Here is a 12,276-nt window from a genome sequence, read left to right as displayed (position 1 = left end):
ATGCAGTGATTGTTAAAAAAGGGCTGTCATGCTGAGCCTGTCGAAGCATAGCGGGTGAAGGCCTCTGCGCGCGACCCTTCGACAGGCTCAGGGTGACAGGGCCAATTACTCGCATAAGTAAACACGTCATCCCCATTTTTTTTCCAGGATCATCCTGGTGGATACTCGCAATGACGCGTGGATATGTGCTTCATTAGAGGTATAAAAATATTAATAAATCAAATTTAAACAGCCTCTTAGAATTCCCGAATTCCTTCCCTTTATATAGTGAGATAGATAGTGATTTCACTGAATATAGTGAAAAATAGAGTGGCTGATATTGGTTATATTGTTGATTATTAATGATTTGTGTTGTTTGGCATTGGCTTTGCCTTTTTGATAACAAATCATTAAAAAACAACATTATGAAAATCGTAGTCATTGGAGGCACTGGCCTCATCGGATCCAAAGTAGTAACAAAACTTCGCCAGCAGGGGCACCAGGTTATCGCCGCCTCTCCTGACACAGGTATCAACACCATCACAGGAGCGGGACTGGCCGAGGCCATGAGTGATACCGACGTTGTTGTAGACCTGGCAAATTCTCCGTCTTTTGAAGACAAAGCTGTACTGGAATTCTTTCAAACTGCCGGCCGCAATTTACTGGCTGCAGAAATCAATGCCGGTGTAAAACATCACGTAGCGCTTTCCATTGTAGGGGTCGACATTATGCAAAACATTGGTTACATGCGGGCCAAAAAAGCTCAGGAAGACCTTATCAAGCAATCGGGAGTGCCTTATACTATTATCCGGAGCACCCAGTTTCTAGAGTTCCTGGCAGGTATCGCCAACCAGGCTACTAACGGAAACGAAGTACATCTTTCCGATGTGCTGTTCCAACCTATCGCTGCAGAAGATGTAGCCTCCTTTGTAGCTAAATACGCCCTGGCAGCCCCCATTAATGGCGAAACGGAAATAGCCGGTCCCGAACGCTTTGCCTTGTATGAAATAGTGGCCCGGTATCTGCAGTATACAAAAGATCCGCGCGAGGTGTTATCTGACGGCGAACCATCGTACTTTGGCGGAGGAATTAGCCACGCAGCATTGGTGCCGGCCGGGCAGGCGGAGCTGGGAGCCATTAACTTTGAAAAATGGTGGAGCTACCAGCTGCAAAAGGCCTGATGGTAGCGATCTGCCATCTGTTGAAACGAAGATGACGGGTGGCAGCTTGCCGGGGCGGTTGTAACGGGAATGCACTTTCCACCAGTTCGTGCACCAGGATATCCCTACGCCGGCGTATTTATCCTTACGAAAACCGGTCAACAACACGGCAAGTCAGCGGGTAGCAGATCGAACTTTCACAGAATTTTTTTGACAACAAATTGTCTTCCAGCTGGTCCGGGTGATCGGGCCAGCTGTTACTGAAAGAAAACCAATTATTCATTAACAATGTAAATATCATGAACCTCTTCTTTTTATATGCCCACGGTAAAAATCTGAAAGATCAATCAGATAAATACGCCATAGCAATTAACGAACCTCCGCGCAATATGAATGAAGGCGGTGAGTTTTTAGACGATGCTATCCGCATGAAAGATATGCCATTAATCTATAGTGAAAAACGCGTTGCTGCCGGCAACCCGATAAACTTATTTTAACGGTCCCGGCAAATATTCAACCCTATTATTACGCATAAAAAAATGAGCCATGCAAGTTTATAATATCGAAATCAAAAACGTGCTTCCCATATTAACGGATCTGGTGGAATCTATCAGGAACTTTAATGATTCTCAAAACATTTACCTGAGCCGAACATATGATAGTAGCACACCCGCGCCGGGAACCCTTAAAAAGGCATTTGGAATTAAAGAGGCCAAACTGCCCGAATTTTTAACCAATTTAGGTGTCCGTAGTCTAACTTTAAGCTCTCCGTACGCTGAAGATGCACTTTTAAGATGCGCCTTTGATGTTGGAGAGGGCGGTAACAAAAGCAACAGATGGGCTGAAATTAAAAGCGAAAAACTAATTGCTGATCTTTCAGAACTGTTTCAGGCTTGTCGCACCATCGCTTTTGACGATTGGACAAATGTGGCAAACTCCTCGGACTTATGGGACGGTTTGCTTTCAGATGTTATTCGGCCTTTACAGAAAAACGATTTAGATTTTATTTTTTATCTTGGAGATCCTGCTAAAAAGTTATTCTTCCAGGTAGATGAGATTCTCGACATTATAAGTGAATTTTCAAAACATGGTCGGGTGACATTTTGCCTGGACGAAAGTGAGGCTGTTAAATTATGGATGGTTCTGAATGGAGAACGTCCAGACTATACGTTGAACGCTTTTGCAGTAAGCGATTTAAAAAGGAAATACTTTTCCATATTTAAAACGATGACGGTGGACCAGTTGTTAATTTATTCTGTAAATGACGCCCTGATATATTCCGAAGATCAACAATTCGTATTAACGCGAAAGGTAGTAGATTATAACATTGAGATTGCAAAGGATGCCAGAGACAATTTCATTGCCGGCTTTACTATAGGTTTAATATTGCAGCTTGACATCAGGTATTGCATTGCTTTGGGATTAATTGTTTTTGGCTCACATGGAGAAAACAATTCAAATCCTGATAAAGATGACCTGCTTGCTTACATTGAAAAGTGGATTATTGATCTTAATAAGGATGATGCAATAAGTCTTTATCAATAATAACAGCAAAGCATATTTATACTGCCTGACAATGCCGTAACAGGAAGAGAATCTGGTAGTTTAAAAACATACAATTTCCCCATAAATCAGTTATAGGCAGGTTCGGGATTTGTATCATAACCGCTTCCAGATTTTTAAAAGCAGTCCAAACGACTGCTTTTTTTGTTTAACCGGGTACCCTAAGACTGAATCAGTTGCTTCTTCAACAGCCCAGTATTTTTCAATTTTTGCTAATATTTGATCAAAAAAATGGAGATTTTGGTTTGATTAAGAGGTTTTTATGATTTGGGGCAAAGAAAATATCAAATATTTCTATAATTTCTATAGAAGTAGTAGTATTTATAAAATCTTTTTTTACATTTGCCCCTGTAATTAAATCACAACAATTAAATCATTTAAAAGCAACCACCATGCAACCCGAACTTTTACCTAAATACGGCCTTGCTAATTACCAGTCGACAGCTATTGCTTTTGCCTGCTGTTGTATGTCTTGTTGTTGCTGTTGATATAGCACAATAAGGATTTATTCCTTCCTCCTGAACCCGCTATTCATTGCGTCGTTCTGCTGATCTTTAGAATTTATTTTTTCACTAACAGGTGCCTTTGCCGGTATGTGCATCGTCATGCGGTATCTATACTATTCATCACTTAATACAGCTCATTATGACCATTAACGACGTTTCCCTGCTTGGAAAAAAGATATTGGTTGGCATCATTGTAACATTGATACCTTTCATTATCATTTTCGGTGGCCTGTGGCTTACCCGTAAACTGCTGGAGCGAAACTCCAAAACCAAAATAGCACTGACTGTTCAACCTCAAAACAACCCATCATGAAACTGGAACAAGCTACTAAAACACGGATAATTAAAAACGCCTTGTTGAGCCTGCTGCTTTACACGCTGCCCATTGTGCTCATGTTTGCCACATTTTATATAACCGGCGAACGCCCCTGGGAAAAGAAACAGGTGCATAAAGAACAGAATACCATAAAGAACAAAACTGTAAATACACAACCACAAAGCAATGATTGAACAGATAAAACAACTAATAGAAAACCTTAACGGTTATGGTTTTTCCGTTTTGGTATTGGTGCTCGGCGTGCTCGAGTTTTCATTTGGCCTTTATAAAAAACGTTGGAACAAAAACGAAAAGTGGGTGGATATTGCCTGCTTTACGGTTCCCAAACTTGTGGTAAAACCTTTGGTTGCTTATTACGGGCTTAAGGTACTGCCCGCCATACTGCCAGGTTTTAAAGACACCTTTAACTGGGTGCCGTTTTTCTGGGGATTTATTATCATAGCAGTAGCCGACGATCTTACCCAATACTGGTACCACCGTTTACATCACGAAGTGCCGTGGTTGTGGCGTTTCCATCGTACGCACCATTCGGCATCATACATGGGTATGGCAATGGCCAGCAGGCAAAATATCATTTACACTATTTTCTTTTCGCAAACCTATTTAACAACTGCGTTGGTTTATCTTGGTTTGGGTATCCCGGCGGTTATTGTTAAGGGGATAAAGGGTACCATTACTACGCTGGCCCATTCAAGTATTCCATGGGACAAGCCATTTTATCAATACAAAATATTACATCCGCTGGCCTGGGTACTTGAACGCACCATATCAACCCCGGCAACGCATCATGCACACCATGCAGCTACTACTGATGATGGGGTAGGCTATTACAAAGGCAATTTTGGCAATATGTTCTTTTTGTGGGATATCATTTTTGGTACGGCACATATTTCGCGCAAGTACCCGAAAGCCTATGGCATATCACATTATGAAGGCGATCAATGGTATGCGCAGCTGGCCTGGCCTATATTTAAATCAAAAGTGCCCGGAAGCGAGCTTGCTGCCGATGGTCCTGTGATTAAAGCGGATGTTCCTTTGCAGCCACACCAGTTGTACAGGCCCGATCCTGTGGCTGAAACCGAAGCCAAACAGGTTGAGGCACCTTATCGGTTGCAGCCTGTAAAAGCTTAACGAATAAGATAGTATTTATGCAGATACAGGTGTCATGTCATCGATACCAGCCATGCGGGGTTGGTATCGATGGTAGCACCGGCCTCAAGGACAATGGTGCAGTTAAATTACTGTATTAATTAATGATATGGAAATCCCGGTGTTCGATAGGCGAGTAAATTAAAACAATACCCCGAAATAAATAATTGATCTGCCTGCTTAACAGGCATAATGAGAAAGGAACATGAAAAAATAAAATAATTACTTACTGCAAATAGGGGAAAAGCAAGCTTTTCCCCGGTCATTAAAACAACGAAACAGGAATCGATTGGCGTTGAGCCTGTTTCAATTGTGTCATTTTAACTATTCAAATCTATGCAAAATATTGCAAAAGCAGGGAAAGGCTATGCCTTGCCTTTTCCCCGGCCTGCAGCATCTTTTACGCTGCAAATAATTGAGGGCGCTTTTCGTCCACAACAACTATACATCCCGTTTCATACGGTTATTGAGCAGTCGTCCGGTTTTTCATCCTTTAAAAACCTGTCGACATGAGAAAACTTTTATTAATTACGCTCTTAGTACTTATTGCGTTCCCGCTGGTAACGTTTGCACAGCAAACGCAACCTATTATCAATTCAAGACTAATTGGCCGTGTTATTGACGGTGCCACCAAAGAACCCCTGCCCGGTGCAGTGGTACGTATCGAGGGCACCACCCACGCGATAACAACCGATATTGAAGGCAAATTTAGCTTTGTAACCGGGCAAAAATTCCCTTATAAACTCATTATTACTTTTACCGGATACGAAAAACAGGAGTTTATTGCCGATGGCAGCCCGGTAGAGATCCGCTTAAAAGATGCCCAAACCCAGTTAAACCAGGTGGTGGTAGTAGGTTATGGCTCGCAAAAACGTAAGGACATTACCGGTTCGGTTGCTTCTGTACCAGCATTGGCTTTAAAACAACCCGTTCCCTCGCTCGACAGAGCTTTGCRGGGTTCAGTTTCGGGCATACAGGTTACACAAGCCACCGGGCAACCCGGAGCGGGCGTTACCGTGCAAGTGCGTGGTGTAAACTCCATTAATGCCGTTGCCGAACCTTTGTATGTAATAGATGGTTTCCCCACGTCAAACAGCAATTCGTTAACCGATGCGGGTGTAACTAATGGTCCTAAAATCAATCCATTGGCATCTATCAATACGTCGGATATCGAAAGCATCGAGGTTTTGAAGGATGCTTCGGCTACGGCCATTTATGGTACACGGGGTGCAAATGGTGTTATCATCATCACCACAAAAAAAGGTAAGGCCGGTGTATCATCCATTAATTACGATGGCAGCTATGGTAAACAGGAAGTGATCAAAACCCTATCCCTGCTTAATACGCCACAGTGGGAGGCCTTGCGTAACGATGCGCTGGCGAACAGCGGAAAAACCACTCAGACCGAGGCACAACTTAACCCTTATAATGCCAATACCGACTGGCAGAACGCGGCATTCCGCAAAGGGAGCTCACAAAACCACAGCCTTTCCATATTTTCGGGTACCGAAAGAACCCGGTTGGCTTTTTCGGGCAATTATTTTAAACAGGATGGGATCCTGCAAAATACCAACTTTGAGCGTTATGCGGGTCGTGTAAATGTTGAGCATGATTATAACGATAAGTTCAAGATCTCGTCATTTATTACAGGCAGCCGCACCAGAGCCCAGATAGCTCCAGCCGGAGTAGTACCAGCCATTTTACTGATGACGCCCACAACGCCTATTTATAATGCTGACGGATCTTTCTTTATCAAAAATATATTTGAAGGTACTTACGGTAACCCCATCAACACGCTGTATAACCAGATCAACAATACTACAACAAGTCGTGTTTTGGGCAATATCTCCGGCGATTATAAGATCACCGAAAACCTTACCGCAAGGGTATTAGCGGGTATCGATATCATCGATAATAAACAAAACCGGTACCTGCCTGCTTCGGTATATGAGGGCTCGGGTTATTCAGGTCTTGGCGAAACAGGAACGCTTAACTCATTTAACTGGCTTAATGAAAACACGCTTACCTACAATAAAAAATTTGGCAGGCACTCCTTGAATGTACTGGCTGGTTTTACCCAGCAGCAATTCAAGGCAGAAGGCTCTATCAACGGAGCATCGGGTTTTGTTAGCGATTATGATACTTACAATAACCTTGGTTCGGGTAGTATTCCCTCGATATCTGGAAGCGGCTTTGCCATAGCCCCATCTACATCGTCAAACACCTGGGCCTTGAAATCATATCTCGGCCGCGTGAACTATGGATTTAACAGCAAATACCTGCTAACGCTAACTTTGCGTGCCGATGGTTCATCGAAATTTGCACCAGGCCATCAATGGGCGTCGTTCCCTTCGGCTGCCGTAGCATGGAATGCTTCGAGCGAAAATTTTCTTAAAAACGCCACAGCAATTAGCCAGCTAAAGCTGCGCCTGAGCGCCGGGCAAACCGGTAACAGCGATATCCCGGCATATCAATCATATTCACAACTGGGTTATTATCGCTATAACTTCGGCAATACCACTGTTGCCGGCTTTGCGCCTAACAGCCTGTATAACCCTAATCTTACCTGGGAAAAAACCGCTCAATATGATCTTGGTTTCGACCTGGGTTTATTTAGAGACCGGATTAACATAACGGCGGATGTATACTACAAAAAAACCACTAACCTGTTGCTTTACCTGCCGCTGCCTGCAACAAGTGGCTTAACCGTTATTACCAATACTTCAATCACCAATCCACAACAGTACGAAAACGTAGGCTCGGTGCAAAATAAAGGGTTCGAGATTGGTATAAACTCCCATAACCTAACAGGTGATTTTGTATGGAGTACCAACCTCGTATTCGCCGTTAACCGGAACAAAGTATTAAGCCTTGGCGGCAATGGCGTTAACCGGTTCATTCCAGATTCGTCGCTGCCTTCTATCATTAAAGTTGGCGAGCCTATAGGTTCATTTATCGGTTACAAAACCAATGGTTTAATCCAGGCGGGCGGCCCGGTACTTACCCCGGCAGCCAACACATCGCCCGGTGCCCAAAACTACCAGGATATCAACGGAGATGGCAAAATAACACAGGTGGCCGATAGGGTGATTCTTGGTAACGCACAACCTAAATTTACAGGTGGTATTACCAATACTTTTTCCTATAAAGGCATCGACCTGAGCATATTCCTGCAGGGTTCATACGGTAATAAGATCTATAACCAGCAACGTAATGTATTGGAATTAGGTACAGGTTACACCAATGCTACCACCACTTTGCTTAACCGCTGGACACCAACTAACACCAATACCGATGTACACAGCGCTTTCCAGGATCCGGCGGCAACCATATCCGACAGGTTTGTGGAGAATGGCTCGTACCTGCGTCTCAAAAGCCTCAGTTTAGGATATACTTTCCCGCAATCGGTATTTTCCAAATCGCCAATCAAGAAAATCAGGATCTACGCAAACGCGCAGAACCTGGCTACCTGGACTAAGTATACCGGCTACGATCCGGAGGTGAGCAGTAATGAGCAGTCGGCCATTACCTCGGGTGTTGATAACGGGGCATATCCAAACAACAAGTCGTTTATTGTAGGTATAGGGATTACCCTGTAGCGGTTAACTTTTGATTTTTTAAAACATGAAAACTAAAAATATTAAATACCTGATCTTACTGATAGCGCTTGGTGCTGTTTCATGCGCTAAGCTCAATGAAGATCCCCGGTCATTTATACCGGCAAGCCAGTTTTATAAAACCCAGGCTGATGCCGTGGCTGCGGTTACAGCTGCTTATTCGTTGTTGAACGCCGGTGCAAATGGTGTGCAAACGCCATATAATACTCTTTTTAATACCGGTATGAATTTTATGGGCGATGATGAAGGCCCAGGTCCCGGCGCTACAAACGCCGATGTGCGTTCACAAGCCGTGCTTGGGCATTCGGCATCGGGCTTGCGTATTTTGCAGATCTGGCAGCAGCACTACGCGGCTATCAAAAAGGCTAATATTGCCATTGATACCATACCCAATATCAAATTTGATGCAACGCTAAACAAAAGGCTTGTTGCCGAAGCGAAGTTTTTAAGGGCATTGTACTATTTTAATTTAGTGCGTTTATACGGTGATGTCCCTTTGGTGCTTCATGATCAAACATCCATTAACCTATCTGACCTGCAGGTTCCCAGAACAGCCGCTGCTACAGTTTATAACCAGATAGAGACCGACCTGACCGCGGCTGCTGTCGATTTGCCAAATAACTATACCGGTGCTGATGTTGGCAGGGCTACTGCGGGGGCTGCTTATTCATTGCTGGCCAAAGTTTATCTTACCGAGCGTAAATGGGACAAAGCCGTAACCCAGGCCGAAGCTGTGATTAATGGCCCATACGGGTACGACKTATTTACCAATTATGCCGATGTGTTTTTGCCTGCAACCGAAAATGGTAAAGAACATATTTTCTCGGCCCAGTTTAAATCAAACTCGCAGGGGCAGGGCAATAACCAGGCACCTCGCTCGGTGCTAAACGGCATACCCGGCATGGTAGGCAGTTATGCCGATCAGGTGGTGTTTTACACGGTACCTGATGCTACCAAACCGGGTGGTGTGGATAAGTTTTTCAGCATCTATAAACTGTACTCTGCTAATGATAAGCGCAAACGGGTAAGCTTTGTAACCCGTTTCCAAAGCCCCACAACCAACCTGTATTATGGCAAGCTGAATGATGCCACTATCGCTAACGACTCGATCCCTTTCTTTAATAAATACTTTGACCCGGGCGTTGTGGCTAATGAAGCCGAATCGGGTGCTAATGTGCATATTATCCGTTTTTCGGATGTGCTGCTGATCCATGCCGAAGCGGAGAATGAACTGAACGGGCCAACGGCTAAAGCTTACGCATCTATAAACCGGGTAAGGAAACGTGCCGGTCTTGACGACCTATCGGAACTTGACCAGGCTGCTTTCCGTGATGCGGTTTATTTAGAACGGAGGTTAGAGTTTGTATTTGAATACCAACGCTGGTTCGACCTGATCCGCGAGCGGGATGCATCAGGCAAGGGCATTCTTGAGGCAAGCTTGCTTAAAGTTGGCAAAACCAACGTAACCAAAGGCGCGGCGGGTAAATTTTACCTGTTCCCGATACCTCAGCAGGAAATAGACAATAGTAACGGTAAACTCACCCAAAACCCTGGCTGGCAATAAAAGCACAATACCAAAGAGAACGGCAAATGGGGAGTAAAATTCCGCTCCAGCTACGCCGAATAATATCAAGATTAAACTAATGTCATGAAAAAACTAAACATCATTATCCTGCTGCTCCTGGCGGTTACAGGCATACAGGCTCAAACTTATGTACAAAAAAGATCCGCTAAAATTATAGTAACACCCGAAGTAAGTAAAAAACTGCTTGCCGAAGTACAGCAGGGCAAAGCCTACCTGGTAGACGTACGCAGCCCGGATGAATATAACCAAGCGCATTTAAAGTATGCGGCCAATATCAATATCAAATCTGCTGATTTTGCCGATCAGATCAAAAAATTAGATAGAACAAAGCCCATATACCTGTATTGCCATTCTGGTAACCGGAGCGGTAAAGCTGCAGATTCCCTGGCAACACTGGGGTATAGTTTGGGCTATAATATTGGCGGCATTGATAGCTTAACAAAGGTTGGTTTCCCTGCTCAACAGTTTCAATTTAAACCATAACATAAACATATCATGAGGATATTAAATAAATTCATTCAAAAACTACCGGGAAATTCCGAAACCGGTTATTTAAAAAAAATATGGCCTCTTACAATGGTCATCGGTTTAATTGGGTTGCAAAGTGCAAAGGCCCAAAATAATCAACCTTATGGCGGCGTGGTGGGCAAAACGCTTGATGATTCAAAGGAGTGGTGGCCCGAGCCTCGTAAAGCACCCACCGGCGCGCCAAACGTATTGTGGATTATTTTAGATGACGTTGGCTTCGGCGCATCAAGCACTTTTGGCGGCATCATCAAGACCCCTAATTTTGATACGCTGGCCAATAACGGCCTGCGCTATACAAACTTTCACACGGCTGGTATTTGCGCGCCTACACGCTCGGCTTTGCTTACCGGCCGCAACCACCATTATGTTCATGAAGGCGGGTTTTCGCATGTTACCCTGTCTGCCGGTTTTCCGGGTTACGACGGGCGCATCCCGTCTGACAAAGGAACAATTGCCGAAATATTAAGGGAGAATGGCTATAACACTTTTGCAGTGGGCAAATATGGACTTACGCCCGATGAGGATGCTACCGATGCAGGTCCGTTTGACCGCTGGCCCACAGGTAAAGGTTTTGATCATTTCTTCGGATTTTTAGGATCGGCCACCGACCAGTACAAGCCCGATTTGGTGGAGGATAACGCCCATGTAACACCAGACGGCCGCCACCTTACCGACCAAATAACTGATAAGGCCATATTCTATTTAACCCGCCAGCATAAAGCAGCGCCCGATAAACCGTTCTTTTTGTATTACTCACCGGGTGCCACCCATTCGCCCCACCAGGTAGCGGCCGAGTGGAGTGACCTGTATAAGGGCCAGTTTGACAGTGGCTGGGATGATTTCAGGGAGAAAGTGATCACGAGGCAAAAGCAATTGGGCATTATCCCCACTTATGCCAAACTACCCGAGCGCAACCCGCGCATTCCGGCCTGGAAATCATTACCCGATGCCGAGAAAAAATTGTATGCCCGCTTTATGGAAGTATACGCAGGTTACCTTACCTATACCGATCATGAGGTTGGCAGGCTCATTAACCATTTAAAACAAAGCGGTCAGCTGGATAATACGTTGGTATTTGTAATCATTGGCGATAACGGGGCCAGCAAGGAAGGTACGGTTCACGGTGTTATCAACCCTAAAAAGAACTCGGCCAAACTGGTTGCAGAAGATACTTACCTGAAATCCAATATTGAGGATATTACAGATATAGGTACACCACAGGCAAGTACCAACTACCCCCTGGGCTGGGCGCAGGCAGCTAATACACCATTTAAATACTGGAAGCAGGATGCAAACTCAGAAGGAGGCACACGCAATCCGCTTATTGTGTATTATCCAAAAGGCATTAAAGATAAAGGGACTATTCGTACCCAATACGGCCATGTAATTGATGTGCTGCCTACCACGCTTGAGTTTACCGGGATCAAACTGCCCGGGTATATCAGGGGTATTAAGCAGGATACCTTACAAGGCACTTCGCTGGTTTACTCATTCGATCATCCCGAAGCGCCCGCCCGCCACGTTTTACAGCATTATTACATTTTTGGCTCAAGGTCGGTTTACAGCGATGGCTGGAAAGCAGAGGCGGCACACCACCCGGATAATGTGGAACTTGGTGATTTTAAAGTAGGGCAGAATGTGCCGGATAGGAGCTTTGATGAGGATACATGGGAACTGTACAACCTGAACCAGGATTTTAACGAGCGTGTTGATCTTGCTAAAAAATATCCCGAAAAGCTGAAGGAGCTCAAAGCGGTTTTTGAAGAGCAGGCCAAAAGGAACAACCTGTATCCATTTATCGACTGGTACGATGTTTATCACCAGCGCATCCACCAAAACTATAAAAAATAAC

General features: G+C 44.5%; 11 protein-coding genes. All 11 read left to right on the top strand.

All coding sequences use genetic code 11. The features are described from left to right. The first annotated feature begins 404 nt into the window (after nucleotides 1-404). The 11 genes from AC1DPZ_RS01225 to AC1DPZ_RS01175 all read left to right on the top strand — a co-directional run bounded on the left by AC1DPZ_RS01225 (nucleotide 405) and on the right by AC1DPZ_RS01175 (nucleotide 12,275). Complete coding sequence (locus AC1DPZ_RS01225; RefSeq protein ID WP_477400677.1) at nucleotides 405-1,160, top strand: SDR family oxidoreductase; 756 nt, start codon at nucleotides 405-407, stop codon at nucleotides 1,158-1,160. Nucleotides 1,161-1,438: 278 nt separating this feature from the next. Further along, nucleotides 1,439-1,636, top strand: coding sequence for a hypothetical protein (locus AC1DPZ_RS01220; protein WP_477400676.1), 198 nt, complete (start codon nucleotides 1,439-1,441; stop codon nucleotides 1,634-1,636). A gap of 49 nt (nucleotides 1,637-1,685) precedes the next feature. Then, complete coding sequence (locus AC1DPZ_RS01215; protein WP_477400675.1) at nucleotides 1,686-2,684, top strand: hypothetical protein; 999 nt, start codon at nucleotides 1,686-1,688, stop codon at nucleotides 2,682-2,684. A 663-nt stretch (nucleotides 2,685-3,347) separates the two neighbouring features. After that, nucleotides 3,348-3,521, top strand: a complete 174-nt coding sequence (locus AC1DPZ_RS01210) for a hypothetical protein (RefSeq protein ID WP_477400674.1) — start codon at nucleotides 3,348-3,350, stop codon at nucleotides 3,519-3,521. Beyond that, the gene (locus AC1DPZ_RS01205) at nucleotides 3,518-3,718 is read left to right on the top strand and encodes a hypothetical protein (RefSeq protein ID WP_477400673.1); all 201 of its coding nucleotides are present in this window, start codon (nucleotides 3,518-3,520) and stop codon (nucleotides 3,716-3,718) included. Before AC1DPZ_RS01210 ends, AC1DPZ_RS01205 begins: the two co-directional genes overlap by 4 nt. After that, nucleotides 3,711-4,676 (top strand): sterol desaturase family protein, encoded by a 966-nt coding sequence (locus AC1DPZ_RS01200; RefSeq protein ID WP_477400672.1) that lies wholly within the window; start codon nucleotides 3,711-3,713, stop codon nucleotides 4,674-4,676. The genes AC1DPZ_RS01205 and AC1DPZ_RS01200 overlap by 8 nt, the downstream gene beginning before the upstream one ends. Before the next feature lie 354 nt (nucleotides 4,677-5,030). Further along, nucleotides 5,031-5,207 (top strand): hypothetical protein, encoded by a 177-nt coding sequence (locus AC1DPZ_RS01195; RefSeq protein ID WP_477400670.1) that lies wholly within the window; start codon nucleotides 5,031-5,033, stop codon nucleotides 5,205-5,207. Further along, nucleotides 5,204-8,293: a SusC/RagA family TonB-linked outer membrane protein gene (locus AC1DPZ_RS01190; RefSeq protein WP_477400668.1), complete on the top strand. Its 3,090-nt coding sequence runs from the start codon at nucleotides 5,204-5,206 to the stop codon at nucleotides 8,291-8,293. The genes AC1DPZ_RS01195 and AC1DPZ_RS01190 overlap by 4 nt, the downstream gene beginning before the upstream one ends. Before the next feature lie 25 nt (nucleotides 8,294-8,318). Beyond that, on the top strand, nucleotides 8,319-9,875 hold the full coding sequence (locus tag AC1DPZ_RS01185; RefSeq protein ID WP_477400667.1) for a RagB/SusD family nutrient uptake outer membrane protein: 1,557 nt from the start codon (nucleotides 8,319-8,321) through the stop codon (nucleotides 9,873-9,875). 84 nt (nucleotides 9,876-9,959) lie between these two features. Beyond that, nucleotides 9,960-10,379 (top strand): rhodanese-like domain-containing protein, encoded by a 420-nt coding sequence (locus AC1DPZ_RS01180; RefSeq protein WP_477400665.1) that lies wholly within the window; start codon nucleotides 9,960-9,962, stop codon nucleotides 10,377-10,379. A gap of 12 nt (nucleotides 10,380-10,391) precedes the next feature. Next, nucleotides 10,392-12,275: an arylsulfatase gene (locus tag AC1DPZ_RS01175; protein WP_477400664.1), complete on the top strand. Its 1,884-nt coding sequence runs from the start codon at nucleotides 10,392-10,394 to the stop codon at nucleotides 12,273-12,275. Nucleotide 12,276: the final 1 nt, after the last annotated feature.

Source organism: Mucilaginibacter sp. P4_G9 (assembly GCF_056400985.1).
The sequence above is the reverse complement of the archived record's forward strand: the minus strand, read 5'-3'. Positions and strand labels throughout refer to the sequence as shown.

Excerpts from the sequence above, each read along its gene's own strand:
- AC1DPZ_RS01225 (WP_477400677.1), top strand. The coding sequence starts at position 405 with ATGAAAATCGTAGTCATTGGAGGCACTGGCCTCATCGGATCCAAAGTA.
- AC1DPZ_RS01220 (WP_477400676.1), top strand. The coding sequence starts at position 1,439 with ATGAACCTCTTCTTTTTATATGCCCACGGTAAAAATCTGAAAGATCAA.
- AC1DPZ_RS01215 (WP_477400675.1), top strand. The coding sequence starts at position 1,686 with ATGCAAGTTTATAATATCGAAATCAAAAACGTGCTTCCCATATTAACG.
- AC1DPZ_RS01210 (WP_477400674.1), top strand. The coding sequence starts at position 3,348 with ATGACCATTAACGACGTTTCCCTGCTTGGAAAAAAGATATTGGTTGGC.
- AC1DPZ_RS01205 (WP_477400673.1), top strand. The coding sequence starts at position 3,518 with ATGAAACTGGAACAAGCTACTAAAACACGGATAATTAAAAACGCCTTG.
- AC1DPZ_RS01200 (WP_477400672.1), top strand. The coding sequence starts at position 3,711 with ATGATTGAACAGATAAAACAACTAATAGAAAACCTTAACGGTTATGGT.
- AC1DPZ_RS01195 (WP_477400670.1), top strand. The coding sequence starts at position 5,031 with ATGCAAAATATTGCAAAAGCAGGGAAAGGCTATGCCTTGCCTTTTCCC.
- AC1DPZ_RS01180 (WP_477400665.1), top strand. The coding sequence starts at position 9,960 with ATGAAAAAACTAAACATCATTATCCTGCTGCTCCTGGCGGTTACAGGC.
- AC1DPZ_RS01175 (WP_477400664.1), top strand. The coding sequence starts at position 10,392 with ATGAGGATATTAAATAAATTCATTCAAAAACTACCGGGAAATTCCGAA.